Raw genomic sequence first — 25904 nt, 5'->3', positions numbered from 1 at the left:
CCCACGCCCGGCCGGGCCGACTAACCCGCCTTGCAGGTGACGGTGGTGGTGGCGTCCGCGTGGGCGATCACCTGACCGTCCACCGCGATCTCGCAGTGGAACGAGGCCGGGCCGTTGCCCGAATCCGGCCAGTGCAGCATGCCGCTGGCGGTGATGCTCGCATACTGGTTCGGGTTTGCCAGCGTCGCCGTGTAGGTAGCCGGCGTTCCGCCGCTAAGCGGGGCCTGCACGCTGGTCATGAACTTCGACGGGTCCGCGCTGTAGGCGGCCGGGCTGGGCGGATCGGAACTCACATAGTTCACCGTGGCCGTCAGATTGCCGGTCGAGGTGATCGTATAAGTCACCTGGTGGCCATCCGCATGCGCCGTCGCCGGTCCGAGAATCACTCCCCCTACCAGCGCAAACGCTGCCGACGCCACCGCGCCGGCCCCTTTTCGCAGGTTCGTTGTCACGCTCGTCATATCGAGAACGCTACCGGATTTGTTACCGACGGCTCCGGCGTTCACCGTTCGATATGCCTACGGACGCCCGGCTCGGGTATGAAGCATGCATGACCGACGACGCCGATCCGGCCGTTCCGGACAGCGCGCCCGGCATTAGCCGCCGCCGGTTGTTGACCACCAGCGCCACCTCCGCGGTCGTCGGGATGGGCGTGGGCGCCGGCGTCGGGGTGGGCGCCGCCGCACTGTTGTGGTCCGACTCGCACGGGCCCGGCCTGCTCCCCCAGCCGGATCGCAGCGGCGCTCCGCCGGTGTTCGGCCTGCACCTGCAATTCGGCAAAAACGCCGGCACCGAGGTGGTGGTGTCCTGGCACAGCACCGAGTCCGTCCGCAATCCGCGGGTCATGCTCGGCACACCGGGGTCCGGTTTCGGACAGACCGTCGCGGCAGAAACTCGAACTTACCGAGACGCCAAGTCCAACAACGAGGTTCGTGTCAACCACGCTCGCCTGACGAATCTGACCCCGGACACCGACTATGTGTATGCCGCGGTCCACGACGGCGCCGAACCGGAGCAGGGCACCGTGCGGACCGGGCCAGTCGGGCGAAAGCCGTTGCGCTTCACCAGCTTCGGCGATCAGTCCACCCCTGCGTTGAATAAGATGCCCGACGGCACCTACAGCACCGACAACATCGGCTCGCCCGCGGCCGCCGACACCACGCTGGCGATCGAGCGTCTCGGACCATTGTTCAACCTCGTCAACGGCGACCTGTGCTACGCCAATCTCGCCCAGGACCGGGTCCGCACCTGGTCGAACTGGTTCGAGAACAACACGCGCTCGGCGCGCTACCGGCCGTGGATGCCGGCGGCCGGCAACCACGAAAACGAGTTGGGCAACGGACCGGTCGGCTACGGCGCGTACCAGACGTACTTCACGGTGCCCGATTCCGGGGCAAGCCCCGAACTGCGGGGGCTCTGGTACTCGTTCACCGCCGGTTCGGTGCGGGTGATCAGCCTCAACAACGACGACGTGGCCTACCAGGACGGCGGCAACTTCTACATCCACAACTATTCGGGTGGCGAGCAGAAGCGTTGGCTGACAAACGAACTCGCGGCGGCGCGGCGCGATCCCGATATCGACTGGATAGTCATCTGCATGCATCAGACCGCCGTCTCCACCGCCGAGCGAGCCAACGGCGCCGACCTCGGCGTGCGCGAGCAATGGCTGCCACTGTTCGACCAGTACCAGGTCGACCTCGTGTTGTGCGGCCATGAACACCACTACGAGCGGTCCCATCCGTTGCGGGGAACCGAAGACACCGACACCCGAACGCCGATTGCCGTCGACACCCACGACGTGATCGATACGACGCGCGGGACGGTACACGTCGTCGCGGGCGGCGGCGGCACCTCGGCGCCGTCCAACGGCATGCTCTTTGCCGAACCGCGGTGCCGGGTGATCACCGGCGTCGCAGCGTTCGATGCTGCGATCGGGCGCAAGAAGCCCATTTACGTCGTCGAGGACGCACCCTGGTCGGCGTTTCGCGACTTCGAGAACCCTTATGGCTTCGTCGCTTTCGACGTCGATCCGGGCCAACCGGGTGGCAACACCTCGATCAAGGCCACGCATTACGCGCTGCGCGGACAACTCGGCGCGGTCGCCGTCGTCGAGCAGTTCACCCTGACCAAACCGCGCGGCGACAAGCCCGCTTAGAACAGCGTGGGCTGACCGGGTTCCGGCTCGGCTTTCGGCGCCTGCGCAAACGGTCGCTGGTCACCGCTCAGCCGATGTTTGACGATCAGCGCAGCGGCGCGCGCCCGCAGCATTTCGCGATAGTCGGGCGGCAAATACGCTCCGCGCCGGTACAACTCGCGGTAGCGGCCGACGAGTTCGGGATGCGAACCGGCCACCCAGGACATGAACCAGCCGCGGGTGGAGCGGCGCAGGTGCAGGCCGAAGACGGTGACGCTGGTGGCGCCGGCCGCCGAGATCTGGCCGAGCAGTGCGTCGAGGTGCTCGACGGAGTCGGTGAGGTACGGCAGCACCGGCGCGACCATCACGTGGCAGTCGAGACCGGCGTCGCGGATGGCGGCGATCAGACCTAGGCGCGCCTGCGGCGTCGGCGTGCCCGGCTCCACGTCTCGGTGCAGCTCCGCATCCCCGACCGCCAGCGACACCGCAACCGACACCGGAACCTGTTGGGCCGCAGCGGTTATCAGCGGAAGGTCACGCCGCAGCAGCGTGCCTTTGGTCAGAATGGACAACGGCGTGCCGGATTCGGCGAGGGCGCCGATGATGCCGGGCATCAACGCGTAGCGGCCCTCGGCGCGCTGGTACGGATCGGTGTTGGTGCCCAGCGCGACCGCCTCGCGTCGCCACGACGGCCGGCGCAGCTCGCGGCGCAGTACCTCCGCGACATTGGTCTTGACCACGATCTGGGTGTCAAAGTCGGTGCCGGGATCGAAATCCAGGTATTCGTGGGTGGGGCGGGCGAAACAGTAGCGGCAGGCGTGCGAGCAGCCGCGGTAGCCGTTGACGGTGTAGCGAAACGGCAACGCGGCCGCGTCCGGAATTCTGTTCAGCGCTGATTTGCAGAGCACCTCGTGAAAGGTGATCCCCTCGAACTGGGGTGCGCGGACGCTGCGGACCAAACCGATCCGCTGCAGTCCTGGTAATGCCCCGTCGTCGACCGGTTCCCCGTTGACAGCGACGGCCTGATTCGCCCACCGCATCCCGCTATTCGAACAATTGTTCGATACGTTGTCAAGCGACACCCATAGACTTAGCCGAGAACAGAAGTGGCGGAGGGGTACTTGTCGAATCCTGAGTATGCAAGCGAACTGCGGTCCGAGCAGGACTACGTGACCGAGCTCTACGCGCGCCTCGATGCCGAGCGCGCCCGGGCGAGAGAGAATTTCCGCGCCGCATTGCTGGGCGACGGCGAGAGCCTGTCGGACCGGGACGCCGAGGTCCGCGCGGTGGCCAGGGAGGTCAAACGGCTGGACGTCGCCGACTACGGGCTGTGCTTCGGGCGGTTGGACGCCCTGTCCGGTGAACGCACCTACATTGGCCGCATCGGCCTGTTCGATGCCGACAACGAGTACCAGCCGCTGCTGCTCGACTGGCGGGCGCCGGCGGCCCGGCCGTTCTATGTCGCGACCGCCGCCACCCCGGAGGGCATGCACCGCCGTCGCCAGTTCCACACCCGCGGGCGAAGCATCGACGACTTCACCGACGAGGTGTTCGGCCGGCCCGGCGCGGACGCGCAAGGCGACGGGGCCCTGCTGGCGGCGATCAACGCGCCACGCGGCGAGGGCATGCGCGACATCGTGGCGACCATCCAGGCCGAGCAGGATGAGATCATCCGGCTCGATCACCCCGGGGTCCTGGTGATCGAGGGTGGCCCCGGCACCGGCAAGACGGTAGTGGCGCTGCATCGCGTCGCGTACCTGCTGTACACCCAGCGTGAGCGCATCGAGCGACACGGAGTCCTTGTGGTGGGCCCCAATCCGGCGTTCCTGCGCCATGTCGATCGGGTGCTGCCGTCGCTGGGCGAGTCCAGCGTGGTGTTCATGACGCCGGGCGATCTGGTCCCCGGAATGCACGTCACCGCCGAGGACACCCCGGAGTGTGCGGCGTTCAAGGGCTCGCTGAAGATCCTCGACGTGCTGGCCGCCGCGATCGCCGATCGGCAGCGCCTACCCGAGCGCCCGCTGGAGATCGAACTGGCCGACGTCACAATGCGCATCGATGCCGAGATCGCGGGGTGGGCGCGAGACGAAGCGCGCGGCAGCGGACAACCGCACAACCAGGCCCGCGCGGTGTTCGTCGACATTCTCACCTGGGCGCTGACCGAGCGCGCGATCGCCCGGATCGGCCGCGGCTGGTTGACCCGCGAGGACCGCAGCGCGTGGGAACAGCTGCGTTCCGACCTGCTCGCCGAGCTGGCGGACAACGAGCAGTTCGTCGCCGCTCTGGACCGGCTCTGGCCGACCCTGACACCGCGGGAGCTGTTGGCTTCGCTGTACCTTTCCCCCGAGCGGCTCCATGCCGTGGGTGCGCCCCAGGCGCTGTTGCGCGTCGACGGCGAGGCCTGGACGGTGTCGGACGTGCCGCTGCTCGACGAGCTGGTCGATCTGCTCGGCCGCGACAAGGCGGCCGAGGCCGCGGAGGCGAACGCCAAGCGCGAGCGCAACTACGAGGCCGAGTACGCCGCCGGCGTGCTGGACCTGATGATCGCGCGCGAGGATCTGATGGACGACGAGGACCAGCTGATGGCCCGCGACGTGATCCACGCCGAGGCCCTGGCCGATCGGTTCATCGAGCGCGACACGCGCGAACTCGCCGAACGTGCTGCGGCAGATCGGGATTGGACCTATCGCCATGTCGTGGTCGACGAGGCCCAGGAACTGTCCGAGATGGACTGGCGGGTGCTGATGCGACGTTGCCCCGGCCGGTCCTTCACCGTGGTCGGTGATCTCGCTCAGCGCCGGTCGGCGGCCGGCGCGACATCGTGGCACGCGATGCTGCAGCCGTACGTGCCGGGTCGGTGGGATTACCGGTCGCTGACCGTCAACTACCGCACCCCGGAAGAAATCATGACGGTCGCCGCCGCGCTGCTCGAGGAGTTCGCGCCGGGGGTTCGCCCGCCGGAGTCGGTTCGTTCCTGCGGCGTGCGGCCATGGTCCCGGCCGGTCACCGACGACGAATTGCCCGGTGCGATTGAAGAATTCGTGCGCGACGAAGCCGGTCGTGACGGCACCAGCGTCGTGATCGGTCCACCCGGGGTGCCCGGTACGGTGCCGGTCTCACAGACCAAGGGATTGGAGTTCGACGCCGTGCTGGTCGTCGACCCGCAACGGATCCTCACCGACGGCCCGCGCGGCGCGTCCGAGCTCTACGTCGCCCTTACCCGCGCCACCCAGCGGCTCGGCGTCTTGCATCGAGAACCGTTGCCGCAGGCGCTGTCCGGCCTGGCCGTCGCCCCCGCGTAAACCGTTGATAGACAATCAGAATGGCGGCGGATCAGGATCGGCTGTGGCAGTGTGCGATTCGTCCGGTCCCACCCGCGCCTGGCGGTTCTGGCGGCGCTCAGCGGCGATGCGAGCGGCTCGATTCTGGGCGCGAGTCTGACGTCGCATCGGCATCATCGCGGTCCGGTCGCCGCAGTAGTCCTGCAGCCGGTCGACCTCGGGTGCCGGCGCGCCGCCCGTCGGCCGGCACAGGCTCGGGAACAGCAACGCGCTGCCCGGGGTGGTGACATAGGTCTGACCAGCCGGCGAGGTCAGAATCACCGTCCCGTCGGGCAGCTGCTTGTCGCGCCAGCCCCAGAACGTCTTGACCAGGTGATGAGTCCTGCAGTAGCACTTCAGGTTTGACGCATGCGTCGGGCCACCGTCACCGTACGGGATCGTGTGATCCAGGTCGCACTCGACGGCCGGGCGGTCGCAACCCGGCCACCGGCAGGTCAGGTCTCGGCATCGCACGAAATCCCGCAGCGCCGCCGAGGGCACATATCCCGGCTCGGGCGCGGCATCGGCGGGATGGATCAGCGGCATGAGCTTGGCTGACTTGGCCAGTTCCGCAACGAGTTCCGGCGGGATGAGTCCGTCCGCACCGAGCTGGGACGCCGACCCCGAGCCGGTGCCGTCGACCGCGGCCCGCTCGGCGATCACATGAATGACGACGGGCGACGCGGCGGGACGCTTGCCCGCCGTGCAGTCGGGCCGGCCGCACCGGCACCCCAGCCGGTCGGCGGAAACGGCCAGCGCCCCCAGCGCGTCGGCCCGGCGCTCCTCACGGCCGCGCGGGTCGTGTTCACACACGGTGGCACACAACGCATTCAGCCGCTTTTCCAGAGCCCGGGCGTCGGGGGTCAGCAGGGAACCGTGAATCTCGGACGTCCCGTCGCCGATGTCCGCGATCCATACCTCGCGCCCGGACTGCCGTTGCTTTCGCCGCCGGACGGCATCGGCGTCGGCCCGGACCACAATCCTGTCGACCTGCCCGGCCAGCCGACCGTGCGTCAGCGATGGCCAACGCGGCACGTTGACCGCCAGCTCCGCATCGACTCTGGCCAGCACCTCGTCGTCGGTCAGCAGATCGGTGCGATAGACGATCGTCTGAAACATCCGATAGTCGATGTCACCGGCCTTGAACACCGCCGCGACCTTCGGCAACCGCTCACGCATTGCCCGGGCGTACCGAAGGCGACTCGCCGCCAGCCCCTGACTGATCCGCAACGCCGCCGCCACTTCGGCCGCCACCGCCTCCATGGTGTCGACCGCCCATGCCTCGGTGTCCGAACAACGCGCTAGTCGATAGGCGAACAGGTCTCCGATGTCGGCCAGCTGGGCTGCGGCCGCCCGATTTTCCGACCGAGCGGACGAGCGGATGCGATCCACCAAGGCCGCGGAATCAGCTGTGGTGGACGGATAGCGCCGCTCGAAGACCGCACCGATCTCGTCGCACCCACTCGAACCCATGTTCGAACGATACTGCTCCCCACCGACAAAAAGTAAGCTGAAACGCAAGTGACACAAGTGATTTGGCGCGCCCGACCTCACTCACGCCTCGTCGGCCAGCAACTCCCCTGGTTGCGCAGGGATGGCGTGACGACCGGTCATGACGCTCATCAGGCCGTCCTGGTACGTGAGGCCGGGTGGCTTGACCTTCGGGGCGGCCGGGAGCTCATCGGGCCTGGGGACGGACTTCGGCCAGGCCGGCGGTACCGACAGCGATCCCAGCGCGGGCGACGCGCCCAGAGCCGCGCACTCCACCACCACGCTGGAGAAATCGCGGAACGACTTCACCCTGGGAGGGGTTGCCCCGCTCGGCATCTCAGCACGTTCCACGGACGTCTCCTTATCGGCCGGCCTACGCGGCGACGACGCCTGTCCCGCGCAATCTTGTACGACCGTACAATAACCACGGCCCGCCGTGAACCTGTTCGCTGAATATTTGTTGACGGAATTGCTAATTTCCGCCCGCCCGGTCAGAGCCGGCGGCGATTACCGCCCGAAGCGCGAGAGCACCTCGGCGACAACCGAATCGACCGGTACCCGAACCCGATCGTTCGCCCTCAAGCCTGGCGCGCTTGCTTCGGGTCGCAGCGGTAGGTGGCGATGTGCCCGAGCGCCATGTTCAGCGCGAGTTCGAGGGGGCGCGCGCTGCGCATCGTCTGCGCCATCAGCAATCCGCCTTGCACCGCACTCATCATGGTCAACGCGAGATCGCCGGGGTCGGCATCCGCGGACAGTTCCCCATTGCCGCGCATCGTCGTCATGCCGGCAGACAGATACGCCTGCCATTCGGCGAAGCTCTGCGCAAGCTCCTCTCGCGCCGAGTCGGATTGTTCGGCCAGCTCGCCGACGAGCGAACCCAGCGGGCAACCCCCGACGCCGTGCGTAGCGCGGGCCATTGCCAAGACATGATCGCACCAGCGCTGCAGCCCTTCCCACGAGGAGACTTCGCCGAGATTTGGCTGCTGGGCCGCGATGACCTGGCTGAGTTGGGTTTTGATGACCTCGCAGATGAGCGCTTCCTTGTTCGGGAAGTAGTGGTACAGCTGCGACTTACTCGTGCTGGTCTCGGCGATCACGTCGTCCAGGCTCGTTCCGGCGACCCCCTGCCGACGGACGAGTGACGCGGCCGCAGCGACGATTCGAGCTCTGGTGGCCGCACCGCGATTCGTCAGCCGCGCCCCCGCGGGGCGCTCCTTGGACGGCATGAATCAGAAGTGTAGATCGAATTGGACTTGATAGTCCAATTCGGCTTCAGCACACTTTGTCCACGTCGTCCGCCTACCCCGTGAGAGGAATTCATGTCCCGGCTGAATAACGGTGATCAGTTTCCCGCGTTAGAACTTCCAGCGGTCGGTGGCGGCACCATCTCGCTGCCGGACGATCTCGCCGGGTACTACGGCGTCGTCCTGATCTACCGCGGGTCGTGGTGCCCCTACTGCAACGCGCAGTTGGCCGCGTTCTCCCGTGCCGCCGACGCGCTGACCGATCTTGGCGTCAAGGTCGTCGCCTTCTCTGTCGACGATGCCGAGACCGCCGCAGCGCTGGTGTCCAAGCGCAAGCTGCCTTTCCCGGTCGGCCACAGCGCCGATGCCGAGAAGATCGCCGCAGCGACGGGCGCCTACGTCAGCGAGGAGCCGCGCTACCTGCAATCGACCGGCTTCGTCCTGGCGCCGGACGGGACGGTCCGACTCGCCGTGTACTCGAGCGGTGCCATCGGCCGATTGGTCGCCGACGACGTCATCGGCTTCGTCCGCTACACCAAGGAACACTCGGACTCACGATGAGCAACCCCGCAAAAATCTTGAGGTACAACTCGGCATTCCTTGGTTGGGTGATGTTTTGGTTCGGATTGTTGAAGTTGATCGAACCGTTTCGTACGCAGTTCAATGTTCAGATCACCAACAGCCGATTGCCGCGAGTCAGCATACCGATGGGCATCGTCGGTGAGATTTCTATTGGGTTGAGTCTGCTCTCAGCTGCCCGCTTGAGACGCAAACACTCTCCACGCGCCAACCCGCTCACCTCCGCCGCCTCAGCCGCACTGATTGCCAACATGGCAGGGGCTACCTACGTACATCTGCACCCGGGGGTGCCAGCCGAGGTGCTTCCCCTGCGGATCAAGCCCCCGTTCATCCCGCTGTTGTGCATGTGCCTGGCCGCGGTGAATGTGCTTGCCGTCCATCGAGATAACGCCTCCGTTCAAACGATCCGAAAGTGATGACTGTGCCCGACGACACGTGTCCGCCCTATCAGACCTTGTTCAAGTCCGCGAAAATCGGACGGGTCGAACTCGCCAATCGCGTCGCTCTGGCACCGATGACACGAGTCAGCGCGACGGCCGAAGGCCTGCCCACCGACCAGGTCGCTGCCTACTACCGCACATTCGCCCGGGGGGGATTCGGCCTGTTGATCACCGAGGGGCTTTACATCGACGAACTGACCAGTCAGGGATATCTCTTTCAGCCGGGCATCGCGAACGCCGAGCACGCGGCGGCCTGGCAGCCAGTGGTCGAGGGTGTCCATGACTGCGGGGCCAAATACTTCGCTCAACTCATGCACGCCGGCAGCCAGTCACAAGGCAACCCGCGTACCGCCGTCACCTGGGGTCCGTCTGCCATACGCCCGAAAGGCGAGCAGCTACCCATGTACCGCGGCGCCGGACCCTTCAAAATGCCTCACGCGATGACCGTCGACGACCTCGGCCACGTCCGCAGCGCCTTCGTCAATGCCGCACGGCAGGCGCGCGACGCCGGATTCGACGGTGTGGAGATCCACGGCGCGAACGGGTATCTGCTGGACGAATTTCTGACCGACTACCTGAATACCCGCACCGACGATTACGGCGGCAGCGTCGCCAACCGGGTGCGCTTCGCCGCCGAGGTCTGCCACGACGTCGCGTCGGCAGTCGGCGGCGAGATCGCGGTCGGTATCCGGATCTCGCAGGGAAAGGTTTCCGACAACCATCATCAGTGGCCGGGCGGCGAGGACGACGCGGCCACCATCTTCGGCGCACTGGCCGACACCGGCATCGATTACATTCACACCACCGAATATCGCGCGCTTGCACCGGCATTCGCCGGTTCAGACAAATCGCTCGCGCAGCTTGCGAAGCAATACAGCGGGCTGCCGATAATCGCCAACGGCCACCTGGACGACCCGAACGACGGCGCCGCCATCATCGACTCGGGCGCTGCCGATGTCGTCGCCCTGGCCAAACCCGCGCTGGCGAATCGCGACTGGCCCCAGCGCGTGCGATCCGGACGACCGTTGTCACCTGATGTGCCGCGCGACGTGTTCGGGCCCGTCGCCAACATCAAGGATTGGGAAGTCGCCTGAAACGCGAAAGAACCTCGGCGACAACCGAATCGAGCGGCACCGACACCTGCTCGCCTGCCGCCAGATCCTTGACGCCGATGGTGCCGGACTCCAGATCGCGATCACCGGCGACCAGGGCGAAGCGGGCACCGGATCGGTCGGCGGCGCGCATCGCACCCTTGAGCCCGCGATCGCCGTAGGCCATATCGACCCGGACACCGGCGGCCCGCAACTGACCGCCCAGCACCGCCAACCGCAGCTTGGCCGCATCACTGAGCGGAACTGCGAAGACGTCGCAGCGGGTGGTCTGCCCCGCACTCTTGCCCTCGGCGCGCAACGCCAGCAGCGTGCGGTCCACGCCGAGCCCAAAGCCGATGCCGGACAAATCTTGTCCACCGAGCTGGCGCATCAACCCGTCGTAGCGACCGCCGCCACCGATGCCCGATTGCGCGCCGAGTCCGTCGTGCACGAATTCGAAGGTCGTCTTGGTGTAGTAGTCCAGCCCGCGCACCATCCGCGGGTTGATGACGTAGGGCACGCCCAGCGCATCGAGGTGGGACAACACCGTATCGAAGTGCTGCTTGGCCCCATCGGAGAGGTGATCGAGCAGCACCGGCGCCTCGGCCGTCATGGCCTTCACCTCGGGCCGCTTGTCGTCGAGTACGCGTAGCGGGTTGATCTCGGCACGCCGGCGCGTGTCCTCATCGAGATCGAGCCCAAACAAGAACTCCTGCAACAGTTCCCGGTACTGCGGGCGGCAACTATCATCGCCCAGTGAGGTGATCTCCAGCCGGAACCCGTCCAGGCCCAGCGACCGGAACCCGCCGTCGGCAATCGCGATCACTTCGGCGTCCAGCGCGGGGTCGTCGACGCCGATCGCTTCCACGCCCACCTGCTGCAGCTGGCGATACCGGCCGGCCTGCGGACGCTCATAGCGGAAAAACGGCCCGGCGTAACAGAGTTTGACCGGCAGTGCGCCGCGGTCCAGGCCGTGCTCGATCACCGCGCGCACCACCCCGGCGGTGCCCTCCGGCCGCAGCGTCACCGAGCGGTCACCGCGGTCGGCGAAGGTGTACATCTCCTTGGACACCACGTCGGTGGATTCACCAACGCCGCGGGCGAACAGCCCGGTGTCCTCGAAGATGGGCAGCTCGATGTCGCCGTAGCCGGCCCGGCGGGCAGCGTCCAGCAGGCCGGAACGCACCGCGACGAACTGCGCCGAGTCCGGCGGGACGTAGTCGGGCACGCCCTTGGGTGCGGAAAACGCGGTGAATGACTCCGTCATCCGGCCAGGCCTTCGAGGAACGGATTGAAACGGCGCTCGGCCCCGATCGTGGTCGCAGCGCCGTGGCCGGGCAGTACGACGGTGTTGTCGTCGAGCACCAGGAGCTTGTCGATGATCGAGGTCAGCAAATCGCGGCCGCTGCCGCCGAACAGGTCGGTGCGGCCCACCGAGCGCTCGAACAGAGTGTCGCCGGTAAACACCACGTCTTGGTCCGCGGCAACACGGAAAACCACCGATCCGCGGGTATGCCCGGGCGTGTGGTCGACGTTGACGCTGACGTTGCCCAGGTCGATCTTGTCGCCGTCGCGGTCCAGTTCGATCACCTGCTTGGGCTCGCGGAAGAACGCACCCGTCATCAGCTGTGCCACCCGCGGCCCCATGCCGAAGATCGGGTCTTTGAGCATGAAGCGGTCTTCGGGATGAATGTAGGTCGGGCAACCGTAGGTATCGGACACCTTCTGAGCAGACCACATGTGATCGATGTGCCCGTGGGTGAGAAGCACGGCGGCGGGCGTGAGCCGATTCTCGTCAAGGATGCGCCGCAGCGGCGCCATCGCTCGCTGCCCCGGATCCACGATCACGGCGTCCGTACCGGGGCGCTCGGCCAGCACGTAGCAGTTGCACTGCAACATGCCGGCGGCAAATCCGGTGATCAACACGTTTGCCATTTTCCCACGGGGGTCAGTTGACACCGCTCGCGCCGCCCGCATTAGCCTGAGCCTGCTAACCCGCCCCCACTGACAAGCATGGAGGCATACCGGCCGTGCCGACCAACGAACAGCGACGCGCCAACGCCAAGCGCAAACTCGAACGGCAGCTCGAACGCCGGGCGAAGCAAGCCCGCAGGCGCCGTGTCTTAGTCATCGTCGCGGGCGTGGTTGCGGCCATCGCGGTGATCGCCGCGGTGGTGATCACCGTGATCAACACGAACAACAAGCACAAGCACGACACGGCAGCGCCGTCGACGAGCAGCTCGCCGGCGGCGTCGGGAACCACGACTCCGCAAACCGGTCAGGTTCCGCCGGTTCCGCCGCTGCCGGTCTTCAAACCGTCGGACACCGTGGGCGCCAACTGCCAGTACCCGCCGTCGACGGACCCGGCCGCCAAGCCGGTCAAGCCGCCGCGCACCGGCAAGGTGCCGACGGATCCCGCGCAGGTGAGCGCCAGCATGGCGACCAGCCAGGGCAACATCGGCCTGATGCTGGCGAACAACGAATCACCTTGCACGGTCAATAGTTTCGCGAGTCTGATCGGACAGAAGTACTTCGACAACACCAAGTGCCACCGCCTGACCACATCGGACACACTGGGCGTGCTGCAATGCGGCGACCCTAAGGGCGACGGCACCGGCGGGCCGGGTTACCAGTTCGCCAACGAGTACCCGACCGACCAATACCCACCGAACGATCCCAAGCTGCGCGAAGCCGTTCTCTATCCGCGCGGCACCCTCGCGATGGCCAACGCCGGACCCGGCACCAACGGCAGTCAGTTCTTCATGGTCTACAAGGACTCTCAGCTGCCGCCGCAGTACACCGTCTTCGGCACGATTCAGCCTGACGGGCTGGCCGTTCTCGACAAGATCGCCAAGGGCGGCATCAACGGTGGCGGTGAAGACGGCGCACCGAACAGCGAAGTCACGATCAAGTCGATCCTGCTGGACTAGACCCGAAGCAGCGCAACACGGGTCATTACGGATTCGTGAAATTCGGTGCCCCCATGGGCCGACACTCTAAGGTCATTGCGTGGTCACGGAGTCATTCGGACACTACGAACTACGCGAGCTGCTGGGCCGCGGGGGCATGGGACAGGTCTTTCGGGCCTATGACACCAGCACGGACCGCATCGTCGCGCTCAAGGTGCTGCCCGCACATCTGGCCGAAGACACCGAGTTTCAGCAGCGGTTCCGCCGTGAGGCGCGCATCGCGGCAAGCCTGAGCGATCCGCACATGGTGCCCATCCACAGCTACGGCGAGATCGACGGCCGACTGTATGTCGACATGCGGCTGATCGAGGGCCGCGACCTGTCGGCTTTTATCGCCGAAAACGGCGGACGGCTGAGCCCCGAGCGCGCCGTCGCGGTCGTCGAACAGGTTGCGGCAGCACTGGATACGGCCCACGAAGTCGGCCTGATCCACCGCGACATCAAGCCGTCCAACATCCTGGTGTCCAACCGCGACTTCGTATACCTGATCGACTTCGGCCTCGCGCGCACCGCCGCCGACACCGCGCTGACCCACACCGGCCACACAATGGGCACGATGGCCTACATGGCCCCCGAGCGCTTCCGGGGCCAGACCGATCACCGCGCCGACGTCTACGCGCTGGCCTGCGTGCTCTACGAATGCCTGACCGGACACCTGCCCTACCCCGGCGACACCTTCGAAGAACAGCTCAACGCGCACCTCAACACCCCGCCGCCGCGACCGTCGTTCACCGTGCCCGGCGTCCCCCCCGCCCTGGACGAGGTGGTCGCCCGCGGCATGGCCAAGGACGTCAACCACCGCTACCAGACGGCCATCGAGCTGGCGCAGGCGGCCAAAGCCGCACTGGCGGGCCACACCGCGCCGCCCAGCCCGCCACCGCCGCCCTACCCGGCAACGGCGGTCACCCCGGCGCCGCCGTTTCCGCATCCTGCGCCCATCCCGACAGGCCACACCCCGCAACAACCCCAATCGCATCGCTCCAACCGGCGGCTGATCATCGGCATCGTCGCCGCGTCGGTCTTCACCCTCGCGATGGTGACGATCCTGGTCGTCGCCCTGGTGACCAACGGCGATTCCTCCTCGAACAATGCGACCTCCAGCACCGCGCCACACCCCAGGACGCCCAAATTTGGAGGGCCGGTGCCTGGCGCACCGACGACCCCGACCACCGCGAGCGCAGCAGGCCCGCCGCCGCTGCCGGCCTTCGCCCCGCCGCCCGACCTCGGTGCCAACTGTCAATACACGCCGGTGCCGGCCGACGCGCAGGAGGGGACGGGTACGAAGTCGGTCAGCCCGCCCCCGTCGGGGAAGGTGTCCACCGAACCTGCTCAGATCGCCGCGACCATCTCCACTAACTTCGGCGACATCGGCGTCATGCTCGCCAACAACAAGTCCCCGTGTTCGGTGAACAGCTTCCTCAGCCTGGCGCGGCAACACTTCTTCGCCAACACCGTCTGCGCCCGGCTGACCAAAGCCATCGATATCGGAACCCTGTTGTGCGGTGGTCCCGACAGTGACGGCACCGGCGGCCCCAATTACATCTTCAACGACGAATACCCCGTCAACCAGTACCCTGCGGGCGACCCCGCACTCAGGGTGTCCGTCCTATATCCGCGCGGGACGCTGGCCCTGGCCAACGAGGGGCCCAACACCAACGCCAGTCAATTCGTCATGTTCTTCAAGGACGGCGAAATGCCTCCGGTTAACACGGTGCTCGGCACCATCGACGCGACCGGCCTGGCAGTGCTCGACAAGATCGCTGCGGCGGGAGTCGCCGGCAATCGGGACAGCGGCCTGCCCACCTCCCCGGTGACGATCAGTTCGGTACGGGTTGGCTGACACGAAAGCCGTTGTGCCGACTTGGTGCCCCCATGGGTCGACACTTTAAGGTCATTGCGTGGTGACGGAGTCATTCGGACATTACGAACTACGCGAGCTGCTGGGCCGCGGGGGCATGGGACAGGTATTTCGGGCCTATGACACCAGCACGGACCGCATCGTCGCGCTCAAGGTGCTGCCCGCACATCTGGCAGACGACGAGGAATTTCAGCAGCGCTTCCGCCGCGAGGCGCGCATCGCGGCAAGCCTGAACGACCCGCACATGGTGCCGATCCACAGCTACGGTGAGATCGACGGCCGGCTGTATGTCGACATGCGGCTGATCGAGGGCCGCGACCTGTTGGCTTACATCGCCGAAAACGGTGGACGGCTGAGCCCCGAGCGCGCCGTGGCGGTCGTCGAACAGGTTGCGGCAGCACTGGATACGGCCCACGAAGTCGGGCTGATCCACCGCGACATCAAGCCGTCCAACATCCTGGTGTCCAACCGCGACTTCGTGTACCTGATCGACTTCGGGCTGGCGCGCACCGCCGCCGACACCGCGCTGACCCACACCGGTCACACGATGGGCACGATGGCCTACATGGCCCCCGAGCGCTTCCGGGGCATCACCGATCACCGCGCCGATGTCTACGCGCTGGCCTGCGTGCTCTACGAATGCCTGACCGGACATCTGCCCTACCCCGGCGACACGTTCGAAGAACAGCTCAACGCGCACCTCAACTCCCCGCCGCCGCGGGCCTCGTTCACCGTGCCCGGCGTCCCGCCCGCCCTGGACGAGGTGGTCGCCCGCGGCATGGCCAAGGACGTCAACCACCGCTACCAGACGGCCATCGAGTTCGCCGAGGCCGCCAAAGCCGCACTGGCGGGCCACGCCGCGCCGCCAGGCCCGCCACCGCCGCCCTACCCGGCAACGGCGGCCACCCCGGCGTCGCCGCCACCGGCGCAATCCCCGCCCAGCCCGACGGCCCACGCCCCGCAGCAACCGGAACCGCAAAAGTCGAACCGGGGCCTGATCATCGGCATCGTCGCGGCATCGCTGTTCACGCTGGCCATGGTCACGGTGCTGGTCATCGCCCTGGTGACCAACGGGGACTCCTCGTCGAACAACGCGACATCCAGTGCCACACCCCGCCCGCGGTCGCCCAAGCAGGGACCCGCCTTCGGCGGACCGGGAGCGGCGACGACCCAGGCCGCCCCGAACGGGAATGCCGCGCCGCCGTTGCCGGCATTTGCCCCGCCACCTGACCTGGGTGCCAATTGCCAATACCAGACCGTGGGCACCGATTCGGTGGATGCCTCCCCCAAGCCCGTCACCCTGCCTCCGTCCGGCCGGGTAGCCACCACGCCGGCGCAGATTCCCGCCACTGTCTCCACCAACTTCGGCGACATCGGCATCACGCTCGCCAACAACGAGTCACCGTGCACGGTGAACAGCTTCGTCAGCCTTGCCCGCCAACAATTCTTCGACGGCACCGTCTGTCCGCGCCTGTCCACCGGCTCCGAAGGCGCGACGCTGGCGTGCGGTGGCCCGGATAAGGACGGAAACGGCGGTCCCGGTTACGAATTCGCCGACGAATACCCCACCAATCAATATCCGCCGGGAGATCCCGCCCTCAGGGCGACGGTGGTCTACCCGCGCGGAACCGTGATCATGGCCACCAACGAGCCCAATACCAACGGTAGCCAATTCGTCATGTTCTACCAGGACACCGAGGCTCCCCCGACGTTTACGGTGCTCGGCAACATCGAGGCGGCCGGGCTGGCGGTCCTCGACAAGATCGCCGCGGCAGGAGTCGCCGGCAACCGGCCGACCGGAATGCCCACCTCCCCGGTAACGATCAACTCGGTACGGGTCAGCTAACAACGGCTTATGGTCGTTGGGTGTCGACGGAAGTATTCGGACATTACGAACTACTCGGCCTGCTGGGGCGCGGCGGGATGGGACAGGTGTTCCGCGCCCACGACACCGTCACCGACCGGGTGGTTGCCCTCAAGGTGCTGCCCGCGCATCTGGCCGAAGACGAAGAATTCCAGCAACGGTTCCGGCGTGAGGCACGCATCGCGGCAAGCCTGAGCGACCCGCACATGGTCCCCATTCACAGCTACGGTGAGATCGACGGCCGGCTCTATGTCGACATGCGGTTGGTCGAAGGCCGCGACCTGGCCGCCTACATCGCCGAAAACGGCGGACGGCTGAGCCCCGAGCGCGCCGTCGCGGTGATCGAACAGGTTGCGGCAGCACTGGATACGGCCCACGAAGTCGGGCTGATCCACCGCGACATCAAGCCGTCCAACATCCTGGTGTCCAGTCGCGATTTCGTGTACTTGATCGACTTCGGGCTCGCGCGCACCGCCGCCGACACCGTGCTGACGCACACGGGCCACACGATGGGCACGATGGCCTACATGGCCCCGGAGCGTTTCCGGGGCCAGACCGATCACCGCGCGGACGTCTACGCGCTGGCCTGCGTGCTCTACGAATGCCTGACCGGACATCTGCCCTACCCCGGCGACAGCATGGAGGAGCAACTCAACGGGCACCTCAACATCGCGCCGCCGCGACCGTCGGCCGCCTCGGCGGACGTATCGCAGGCGCTCGACGCGGTGGTCGCCCGCGGCATGGCCAAGGACGTCGACCAGCGCTTCCAGACGGCCATCGAGCTGGCGCAGGCGGCGCGGATGGCCCTGACCAGCCCGACTGCGACCGCGGCCTGGAGCCCGCCGCCGTCGCAACAGCCCGCATCGGGAGCATCCCAGCAGCCCAAACCGGCGAATTCCCGGCGAATGGTCCTGGCCATCGTCGGCGGATCGGCCGTGGTGCTCGCCGCGGTGATAACGCTGGTGGTCGTCCTGGCGACCGATAGCGGCAGTGGATCCTCCACGGCCACAACCAGCACCACGATGCGGTTCCCCGTGCACACCAAGGAGCCCAGACCGGGAACCGGGCCGGGTGCGCCCGTTCCGGCGTTGCCGGCGTTTGCCCCGCCGCCCGACCTCGGCGCCAACTGCCAGTACCCGGCGTCGCAGGACGCGTCCGTCAAGCCGGTCAACCCGCCGCCGTCGGGCAAGATATCCACCGATCCGCCGGTGATCAGGGCGACCATCTCCACCAACGTCGGCGATATCGGCATCGCGCTGGACAACGCGAAGGCCCCCTGCACGGTGAACAGCTTCGTCAGCCTGGCAAAACAGCAATTCTTCAACGGCACCCAGTGCGGCAAGCTGATGATCCAGTCCGATTTCGGCATCCTGCAGTGCGGCGGGCCGGACACCGAAGGCACCGGCGGCCCCGGCTATGAGTTCGCCAACGAATACCCGGCCAACCAGTACAGTCCCAACGATCCCGCCTACAAGCAGCCCGTGCTGTACCCGCGCGGGGCGCTCACCACGGCGCCGTTCAACGGACCCAATCCGTGGGAGCCAATTCAATCTGACCTACAAGGACAGCGTCAGCGACCCGAACTGCACGGTCTTCGGCACGATCGATCAGGCGGGCCTGGCGACGATCGACAAGATCGTGAAGGCCGGCGTTCTCGGCAACGGTGACGACGGACTGCCGTCCAGCCCGGTCACGATCACCTCGGTGCGGATCGGCTGAGGCTACGCGGCAGACGTGACGCGGTAGACGTCGTATACGCCTTCGACATTGCGCACGACGTTGAGCAGGTGCCCGAGATGCTTGGGGTCACCCATCTCAAAAGTGAAGCGGCTGATCGCAACTCGGTCACCCGAGGTGGTGACCGACGCCGACAGGATGTTTACCTTCTCATCGGCGAGCACCCGCGTGACATCCGACAGCAACCGGTGCCGGTCGAGCGCCTCGACCTGAATCGCCACCAGGAACACCGACGACGGCGACGGCGCCCAGAGCACCTCGATGATGCGCTCGGCCTGCTGCTGTAGTGACGCGGCATTGGTGCAGTCGGTGCGGTGCACGCTAACCCCACCGCCGCGGGTGACGAAGCCCATGATCGCGTCGCCCGGCACGGGTGTGCAGCACTTGGCCAGCTTGGTCAGCACGCCGGGGGCGCCGGGGACCGAGACGCCGACGTCGTCGGTGCTGCGCGGGCGGCGCAACATCGTTGTGGGCGTGGACCTTTCGGCGAGGTCTTCTTCGGCCTGGTCGATACCGCCGAGCTCGGCAAGCAGCCGCTGCACGACGTGGCGCGCCGAGACGTGCCCCTCGCCGATCGCGGTGTACATCGCGGACACGTCGGTGTAGTGCAGCTCGCGGGCCACCGCGGCCATGGCCTCGCCATTGACCAAGCGCTGCAACGGAAGTCCACCGCGACGGACCTCACGGGCCATCGCTTCCTTGCCGGCCTCCAGCGCCTCCTCGCGCCGCTCCTTGGCGAACCACTGGCGGATCTTAGCCTTGGCGCGCGGTGACACCACGAACTGCTGCCAGTCCCGCGACGGTCCGGCGTTGGGTGCCTTGGAGGTGAAAACTTCGACGACTTCCCCGTTTTCGAGCTTGCGTTCCAGCGCCACCAGCCGCCCGTTGACCCGGGCGCCGATGCAGCGGTGGCCGACCTCGGTGTGCACCGCGTAGGCGAAGTCCACCGGCGTCGACCCGGTCGGCAGCGTCACGACGTCACCCTTGGGGGTGAACACGAAAAGCTCTTGCGCCGCAAGGTCATAACGCAACGACTCCAGGAACTCGCCCGGGTCCGCGGCCTCACGTTGCCAGTCGAGCAGCTGCCGCATCCAGGCCATGTCGTCGATCTCGGCGGCGGCGTGCGGATGCAGAACACCGTTGCGGCCCTTGGCTTCCTTGTAACGCCAGTGCGCGGCGATGCCGTATTCGGCGGTGCGGTGCATGTCGCGGGTGCGGATCTGCACCTCCAGCGGCTTGCCCTCGGGCCCGACGACCGTGGTGTGCAGTGATTGGTAGACGCCGTATCTGGGCTGGGCAATGTAGTCCTTGAACCGCCCCGCCATCGGCTGCCACAGCGAGTGCACCACACCCACAGCGGCATAGCAGTCCCGGATCTCGTCGCACAGGATGCGAATGCCGACCAGGTCGTGGATGTCGTCGAAGTCGCGGCCCTTGACGATCATCTTCTGGTAGATCGACCAGTAGTGCTTGGGCCGGCCCTCAACTGTCGCTTTGATTTTCGACGCGCTGAGGGTGGCGACGATTTCGGCGCGAACCTTGGCCAGGTAGGTGTCCCGAGACGGCGCGCGCCCGGCGACCAGACGAACGATCTCCTCGTACTTCTTCGGGTGAAGGATCGCGAACGACAGGTCTTCGAGCTCCCACTTGACGCTGGCCATACCCAGCCGATGCGCAAGGGGCGCAATGACTTCCAGCGTCTCGCGGGCTTTGCGCGCCTGCTTTTCCGGCGGCAGGAACCGCATGGTCCGCATATTGTGCAGCCGGTCGGCAACCTTGATCACCAGCACCCGCGGGTCACGCGCCATCGCAGTGATCATCTTGCGGATGGTCTCGCCTTCGGCGGCGTTGCCCAGCTCGACGCGGTCCAGCTTGGTCACGCCGTCGACGAGATGGCCCACCTCTTCGCCGAATTCCTCGCTCAGCGCCTCCAGCGTGTATCCGGTGTCCTCGACGGTGTCGTGCAGCAGCGCGGCCACCAAAGTGGTGGTGTCCATACCTAATTCGGCGAGAATGTTGGCGACGGCCAGCGGGTGGGTGATGTAGGGATCCCCGGAGCGGCGCAGTTGACTGGCGTGACGTTGGTCGGCGACCTCGAAGGCTCGGTTGAGCATCGAGAAGTTCGCCTTCGGATAGACCTCCCGGTGCACCGCCACCAGCGGCTCGAGCACGGGATTGAATGCGCTGCGCTGAGCGGTCATCCGCCGGGCCAGCCGGGCCCGGACGCGACGCGACGCGCTGCTGGACGTCTTCAGGGTTTCGGCCGGTGGCTCCGGCGAGCTCGGCGCGTCGAGGGCCGGCAGCGAGTCCGTGGGCGGCACAACAGCTTGCGCCGTGCCTTGCTCATCCGCCACGTTGGTCACCTCCGACCTCGAGGATATCCCGTCTAAACGCGGCTCAGGCTGTCTACCGCCAAAGGCGCGATCGCCTCCCGGCCGCCCAGCGCGGTGATTTCCACCAGTACGGCCGCACCGGTCACGTTGGCCCCGGCCCGCTCGAGCAACCGATTGGCCGCGCCGAGAGTGCCGCCGGTGGCCAGCACGTCGTCAATGATCGTGATGCTGGTGCCGCGCAAGTCCAGACCGTCGGCGGGGATCTCGATCGCGGCGGGACCGTATTCGCGGGTGTACTTCTCGCGCAGCACCGGCGGTGGCAGCTTGCCCTCCTTGCGGATGGACAGCACGCCGGTGCCGAGCCGGGCGGCGACGGCCGCGGCCACCAACGATCCTCGCGATTCGATCCCGGCGACCAGATCCGAGCCGGCGGAGATGTCAGCGAGCGCGTCGATCACCGCCTTCATCGCCGTTCGGTCGGCGAACAGCGGAGTGAGGTCCTTGAACTGGACTCCTCGCTTCGGAAAGTTGGAAACGTCGCGGGTCAACGACGCGATGAGGTCGGCTAAGGCCGCGCCCTCGCGAATATCCGTCACTGCATCAAAGCCCATCGGTCCATGTTCCATCCCGCGCCCCAGCGGGTCGGATTCGCGCTGACTGCGTACATCTTCTTCGACATCAGCAACGTGCGCTGCTGGCGATATAGGGGCATCGTCGGCATATCACCCCAGAGTACCGGCGCTGCCTCGGCCAGCAGCCGAACGCGCTCGGCCGGGTCGCCGGACACCGCAAGCGCACCGATTACGCCGTCGACCTGCGGATTCGCGTATCCCGACAGGTTGTTGCCGTTGCCACTGTGCAGGTCGTAGGCGTCCATCGAGGACGATCCGGTGGACCCGCTGCCGCTGGCTCCACCGGTGCTGGCCAGCAGAACGTCGATCTTTCCGTCCCGCAGCGCCTGGGGTCCGGAGGTGTCGAGTGTGACGTTGGAGACATTGATGCCCGCGGCGGCGCACGACTTGGTGATCGTCCCGACGGTGACCGCGAGTCGTGCGTTGGGGCCCTGGTAGCCGATTCGCACCGCGAGCGGCGCGCCACCCAGCGCGGCGCGGGCCGCGACCGGGTCCGCCTTGTTGTACGGGCTCGCCTCGGCGGCACCGTCGGCCTGCGCGACGGCGTCCTCGGCGACCGGAGACAGCCGGGAGTTGGCGATCGGCACCCCGGCGTCCCGGGCGATCACGTCACGGGGAACGCACAGCGCGAACGTGCGGCGATTGTTGTTCTCGGCCAGCGGTCCCTGCGGCGCGAAGATCAGCTGCTCGATGCCCGCCGCTGCCGAATCGGTGCGCTCGTAGTTGTCCGGGGTGTTCAGCGTTCCCGACGACCCGGCCGCGACATCCACCACGTCGACACTGCGGTTGTTGACCCGGTCCTGGATGTCGGGCGCCTGCGGTGACACGGTGATCCGCTTGGTGATCGCCTTGGGACCCCACCACCGGTCGTTGGCGACCAGCACCACGGCGCCGTCGTCCAGCACGGATTCGATTTTGTACGGTCCCGACGACGGGAAGCGCTTGGCGATCTCGTCGTGTGTGAGACCGGGCTTGAGGTCCCAGGTGGTGTTCCACAGTTGCGCGATCGGCGCGACCGACTGGGGATTGTTGCTGAGCAGCGTCGCCGTCACGTCGATATTCAGCTGGTCGGCGATCACGTGCGACGGCATCATCGTGGTCGCGTCGAACAGCTGGGTGTAGTCCACGACGCCGCGGTCCGGGACGAACGAAACCCGCGCCTTCTTCTGTCCTGGTATGCATTCGATGTTGGCGATGTCGACGTAACCGGCCTGGGTGGCGGCGTCGAATCCGGGAAACCGGCCCGACTGAGCGGCCCAGGCGAGCACCAGGTCGTCGCAGGTCAGCGGCTTGCCGTCCGAGTAGACCGCGCTGTCGGCGATCTGGTAGTCGAGCACCAGCGGTGAGCCGCTCACCACCGTGACAGACCCGAAGTCGTGATCGGCGACGACCTGTCCGTCGGGGCCGTGATAGCCGAACCCGGTCAGCGTGCGGGCGAACGCCTGCGCCCCGGCCGACGCGAACCCGACGGTGGTGTTGGCGTTGTAGGTGCTCAGCCGGCCGTCGACGACGTAGTCGATCTGCGAGGCCGCGCTCCCCGAGCATCCCGTCACCGCGAACGCGACGGCCAGAGCAACGGTCAGCGAAATACCCGCGGCCCGCCTGAGCATCGCGGCTACCGCCGGCCGGCGTTTCGCTTGCCGCTCGGGCGTCGGGTACCGGTGGGTCGCACGGGCCGTGCACCCGGCGCCGGCTTGTTCGGTGCGGACTCGCCGGACGGCGCCGCGGCCTTTTTCGTCTCGGTGGTGGTCTCTGCGTCAGATGCCGCGTCGGCCGAGCTGACCGCCGGCTCCGGCGTCCCGGGCTTGCGTCGCTTGAGCACGCGGCGGGTGTGGTTTTTCACCAGTTCGGTGCGCTCACGCAGCGTGACCAGCAGCGGGGTGGCGAAGAAGATCGACGAGTAGGTGCCGACCAGGATGCCGACCAGCTGCACCAGCGCCAGGTCCTTCAGCGTGCCAACGCCCAGCAACCACACCGCCACCACCATCAGCGCCAGCACCGGCAGGACCGAGATCAGGCTGGTGTTGATCGAGCGCATGAAGGTCTGATTGATCGCCAGGTTGGCTTCCTCGGCGAAGGTGCGCCGGTTTCGGTGCTGGAAGTCTTTGGTGTTCTCTTCGACCTTGTCGAAGACGATGACGGTGTCGTACAGCGAGAACCCGAGAATGGTCAGCAGGCCGATCACCGTCGCCGGGCTGACCTCGAAACCCACCAGCGAATACACCCCGGCGGTGACGGTGAGGTCGAAAACCATGGTCGTCAGCGCCGATATCGACATGTAGCGCTCGTAGCGCACCATGATGTAGACGCTGACCAGCACCAGGAACACGCCGAGCGCGATCAGGGCCTTCTTGGTGATCTGGTCGCCCCAGGTCTCCGAGACCGCGGAGTCGCTGATCGCCGCCTTGCTCGGCTTGCCGTCGGCGCCCTTGGGCGCAAACGCGTCGAACAGTGCGTTGCGCAGCTTCGTCGTCTGGTCGTTGGTCAGCGTTTCGGAGCTGATCTGCACCGTCGCCGAGCCGCCGTTGCCGACGATGACCACCGATTCGGCGTCCCGGCCCAGGGTCTTGCGGAACACGTCCTGCACCTGCGAGGTCGCGACGTTGCCGCGCGGGAACGACACCGTGGTGCCGCCCTTGAAGTCGATTCCGAAGGTAAAGCCACGCACGATGATCGACAGGATCGCGATCGCGACGATCGCCCCGCTGATGCCGTACCACAACCGGCGCCGCCCGACGACCTCGAAGGCGCCGGTCCCGGTGTAGAGCCGGGCGAGAAAGCCGTGCTGCGGCGGCTGCGCGCTGGAGTCCGACATCAGCTCCACGGCATCGGTGGATTCGGTGAGCTCGGTCGCGTCGGTGTCTTTGGCGGTCATCGCGTTCCCCGTCCCGTCTTCAGGTCTGCAGCCCGGCGTTCGCGGGCGACCTGCTGGACAGCACCCAGGCCGTTGTATTTGGGCTTGGCCAGCGTCGGAGACTTGGAGGCCAGGTAGACCAGCGGCCAGGTCACCAGGAACACCACCACAATGTCGAGGACCGTGGTAAGGCCCAACGTGAAGGCGAATCCGCGCACCTGGCCGATCGCCAGGCCGTAGAGCACGGCGGCGGCCAGGAAGGTGACGGCGTTACCCGACACGATCGTCTTGCGGGCACGTACCCAGCCTCGCGGCACGGCCGAGCGGAACGAACGGCCTTCGCGGATTTCGTCTTTGATGCGCTCGAAGAACACCACGAACGAGTCCGCGGTAGTGCCGATACCGATGATCAGACCGGCGATACCCGCCAGGTCCAGGGTGTAGTTGATCTGCCGTCCAAGTAGCACCAGGATCGCGAAAATCATTGCGCCCGAAGCAATGAGGGATACTGCCGTCAGCAATCCCAGCACCCGGTAGTAGAGCAGCGAGTACAGCAGCACCAGGATCAAGCCGATCGCGCCCGCGATCAAACCGGCCCGCAGCGAGGTCAATCCCAGTGTCGCCGAAACGGTTTGGGCTTCCGACGATTCGAAGGACAGCGGCAGCGAGCCGTACTTGAGCACGTTGGCCAGCTGCTTGGCGGTGGCGGCGGTGAACGGCGGGTCGCCACCGGAGATCTGGGTGCGGCCGCCGGGGATCGCTTCCTGGATCATCGGCGCACTCACGACCTGAGAGTCCAGCGTGAACGCGGTCTGGGTGCCGATGTGGGCGGCGGTGAAGTCCGCCCAGGTGTTGGCCGCGGCGGGCTTGAACTGAACGTCGACGACGTAGCCGATGCCGCGCTGGTTCATCGTCGAGCTGGCGTCCTGGATCTGATCACCGCTGATGATCGATGGCCCCAGCAAGTAGACGTATTTGTGGTCCGTCGAGCAGGTGATCAGCGGCAGGGCCGGGTCGTCGTTGCCGGCCAGGATGTCGTCTTTGTCGCAGTGGGCGGCAACCCACTGCTGAGCAACCATCTGAATGTAGGGGTTGTTGCTCTGCCGGAAATCCTTCATCACCTTGATGCGGTCGGCGAGATCCTTGCGCGGATCGGGCGGCCCGGGCACCTCTGGTGGCGGGGCGTCGGCGGCCGGGCCTCCGGGTGCCGGCGCGGGGCTGGGGCTCGGCGGCGGGTCTTGCGGGTACGGACGCGGCTGTGGCGCCGGTCGCCGGGCGACCGGCGGCTGGGTCGGGCTGGACGAACTGCGAACGCGCGCCGGGCGGTGCCTGGACCGGGTGGCAGCCGGGGAGACGCT

Annotated in this window: 21 protein-coding genes; 9 read left to right on the top strand and 12 right to left on the bottom strand. The window is 66.9% G+C overall.

Features of this window, described 5'->3' with window-relative positions:
* Positions 1–20: 20 nt before the first annotated feature.
* Positions 21–461, bottom strand: a complete 441-nt coding sequence (locus tag ACAG21_RS20325; protein WP_370498060.1) for a hypothetical protein — start codon at positions 459–461, stop codon at positions 21–23.
* A gap of 89 nt (positions 462–550) precedes the next feature.
* Between ACAG21_RS20325 and ACAG21_RS20320 the strand changes: the two genes are divergently transcribed.
* Positions 551–2155 carry a purple acid phosphatase family protein gene (locus ACAG21_RS20320; protein WP_370498059.1) on the top strand — a complete coding sequence of 535 codons (1605 nt, stop codon included), beginning with the start codon at positions 551–553 and terminating at the stop codon, positions 2153–2155.
* On the opposite strand, the gene ACAG21_RS20315 is transcribed toward ACAG21_RS20320, so the two are convergent.
* Positions 2152–3174: an Rv2578c family radical SAM protein gene (locus ACAG21_RS20315; protein WP_370498058.1), complete on the bottom strand. Its 1023-nt coding sequence runs from the start codon at positions 3172–3174 to the stop codon at positions 2152–2154. The two genes, ACAG21_RS20320 and ACAG21_RS20315, sit on opposite strands and share 4 nt — an antisense overlap.
* An 81-nt stretch (positions 3175–3255) precedes the next feature.
* On the opposite strand from ACAG21_RS20315, the gene helR reads away from it, so the two are divergent.
* Positions 3256–5436, top strand: a complete 2181-nt coding sequence (gene helR / locus ACAG21_RS20310; RefSeq protein ID WP_370498057.1) for an RNA polymerase recycling motor ATPase HelR — start codon at positions 3256–3258, stop codon at positions 5434–5436.
* A 15-nt stretch (positions 5437–5451) separates the two neighbouring features.
* On the opposite strand, the gene ACAG21_RS20305 is transcribed toward helR, so the two are convergent.
* From ACAG21_RS20305 to ACAG21_RS20295, 3 genes are all read right to left on the bottom strand, one after another.
* On the bottom strand, positions 5452–6927 hold the full coding sequence (locus ACAG21_RS20305) for an HNH endonuclease signature motif containing protein (protein WP_370498056.1): 1476 nt from the start codon (positions 6925–6927) through the stop codon (positions 5452–5454).
* A gap of 81 nt (positions 6928–7008) precedes the next feature.
* Complete coding sequence (locus tag ACAG21_RS20300) at positions 7009–7296, bottom strand: hypothetical protein (RefSeq protein WP_370498055.1); 288 nt, start codon at positions 7294–7296, stop codon at positions 7009–7011.
* 227 nt (positions 7297–7523) lie between these two features.
* Positions 7524–8171 (bottom strand): TetR/AcrR family transcriptional regulator, encoded by a 648-nt coding sequence (locus ACAG21_RS20295; RefSeq protein WP_370498054.1) that lies wholly within the window; start codon positions 8169–8171, stop codon positions 7524–7526.
* Between the two features lie 93 nt (positions 8172–8264).
* Between ACAG21_RS20295 and ACAG21_RS20290 the strand changes: the two genes are divergently transcribed.
* From ACAG21_RS20290 to ACAG21_RS20280, 3 genes are read left to right on the top strand one after another with little or no spacing between them, the layout of a single operon-like run.
* The gene (locus ACAG21_RS20290) at positions 8265–8750 is read left to right on the top strand and encodes a peroxiredoxin family protein (RefSeq protein WP_370498053.1); all 486 of its coding nucleotides are present in this window, start codon (positions 8265–8267) and stop codon (positions 8748–8750) included.
* Positions 8747–9184 carry a hypothetical protein gene (locus ACAG21_RS20285; RefSeq protein ID WP_370498052.1) on the top strand — a complete coding sequence of 146 codons (438 nt, stop codon included), beginning with the start codon at positions 8747–8749 and terminating at the stop codon, positions 9182–9184. The genes ACAG21_RS20290 and ACAG21_RS20285 overlap by 4 nt, the downstream gene beginning before the upstream one ends.
* A gap of 5 nt (positions 9185–9189) precedes the next feature.
* The gene (locus ACAG21_RS20280; RefSeq protein WP_370498051.1) at positions 9190–10302 is read left to right on the top strand and encodes an NADH:flavin oxidoreductase; all 1113 of its coding nucleotides are present in this window, start codon (positions 9190–9192) and stop codon (positions 10300–10302) included.
* Here ACAG21_RS20280 and hisS read toward each other — a convergent pair.
* Both hisS and ACAG21_RS20270 read right to left on the bottom strand, forming a co-directional pair.
* Positions 10280–11566: a histidine--tRNA ligase gene (gene hisS, locus ACAG21_RS20275; protein WP_370498050.1), complete on the bottom strand. Its 1287-nt coding sequence runs from the start codon at positions 11564–11566 to the stop codon at positions 10280–10282. The genes ACAG21_RS20280 and hisS overlap by 23 nt on opposite strands.
* Positions 11563–12225: an MBL fold metallo-hydrolase gene (locus ACAG21_RS20270; protein WP_370498229.1), complete on the bottom strand. Its 663-nt coding sequence runs from the start codon at positions 12223–12225 to the stop codon at positions 11563–11565. Before ACAG21_RS20270 ends, hisS begins: the two co-directional genes overlap by 4 nt.
* A 104-nt stretch (positions 12226–12329) precedes the next feature.
* Between ACAG21_RS20270 and ACAG21_RS20265 the strand changes: the two genes are divergently transcribed.
* From ACAG21_RS20265 to ACAG21_RS20250, 4 genes are all read left to right on the top strand, one after another.
* Positions 12330–13229 carry a peptidylprolyl isomerase gene (locus ACAG21_RS20265; protein WP_370498049.1) on the top strand — a complete coding sequence of 300 codons (900 nt, stop codon included), beginning with the start codon at positions 12330–12332 and terminating at the stop codon, positions 13227–13229.
* A 136-nt stretch (positions 13230–13365) separates the two neighbouring features.
* Positions 13366–15108, top strand: a complete 1743-nt coding sequence (locus ACAG21_RS20260) for a protein kinase (RefSeq protein ID WP_370498228.1) — start codon at positions 13366–13368, stop codon at positions 15106–15108.
* Positions 15109–15223: 115 nt separating this feature from the next.
* Positions 15224–16972 carry a protein kinase gene (locus ACAG21_RS20255; RefSeq protein WP_370498227.1) on the top strand — a complete coding sequence of 583 codons (1749 nt, stop codon included), beginning with the start codon at positions 15224–15226 and terminating at the stop codon, positions 16970–16972.
* Positions 16973–16992: 20 nt separating this feature from the next.
* On the top strand, positions 16993–18657 hold the full coding sequence (locus ACAG21_RS20250; protein ID WP_370498048.1) for a protein kinase: 1665 nt from the start codon (positions 16993–16995) through the stop codon (positions 18655–18657).
* A 54-nt stretch (positions 18658–18711) separates the two neighbouring features.
* On the opposite strand, the gene ACAG21_RS20245 is transcribed toward ACAG21_RS20250, so the two are convergent.
* The 5 genes from ACAG21_RS20245 to secD form a co-directional block, all read right to left on the bottom strand.
* Positions 18712–21081 carry a bifunctional (p)ppGpp synthetase/guanosine-3',5'-bis(diphosphate) 3'-pyrophosphohydrolase gene (locus ACAG21_RS20245; RefSeq protein WP_370498047.1) on the bottom strand — a complete coding sequence of 790 codons (2370 nt, stop codon included), beginning with the start codon at positions 21079–21081 and terminating at the stop codon, positions 18712–18714.
* A gap of 32 nt (positions 21082–21113) precedes the next feature.
* Positions 21114–21656, bottom strand: coding sequence for an adenine phosphoribosyltransferase (locus tag ACAG21_RS20240; protein WP_370498226.1), 543 nt, complete (start codon positions 21654–21656; stop codon positions 21114–21116).
* The gene (locus ACAG21_RS20235; RefSeq protein WP_370498046.1) at positions 21653–23302 is read right to left on the bottom strand and encodes an ABC transporter substrate-binding protein; all 1650 of its coding nucleotides are present in this window, start codon (positions 23300–23302) and stop codon (positions 21653–21655) included. The genes ACAG21_RS20240 and ACAG21_RS20235 overlap by 4 nt, the downstream gene beginning before the upstream one ends.
* Positions 23303–23307: 5 nt before the next feature.
* Positions 23308–24567, bottom strand: a complete 1260-nt coding sequence (secF, locus tag ACAG21_RS20230) for a protein translocase subunit SecF (RefSeq protein ID WP_370498045.1) — start codon at positions 24565–24567, stop codon at positions 23308–23310.
* Positions 24564–25904: protein translocase subunit SecD (gene secD, locus ACAG21_RS20225; RefSeq protein WP_370498044.1), on the bottom strand; the 1341-nt coding region annotated here is incomplete at its 5' end. The genes secF and secD, both read right to left, overlap by 4 nt.

Source organism: Mycobacterium sp. pR1184 (assembly GCF_041287235.1).
Lineage (GTDB): Bacteria > Actinomycetota > Actinomycetes > Mycobacteriales > Mycobacteriaceae > Mycobacterium.
Note: the sequence above shows the minus strand (reverse complement) of the source record. Positions and strands in the feature narration are given on the sequence as shown.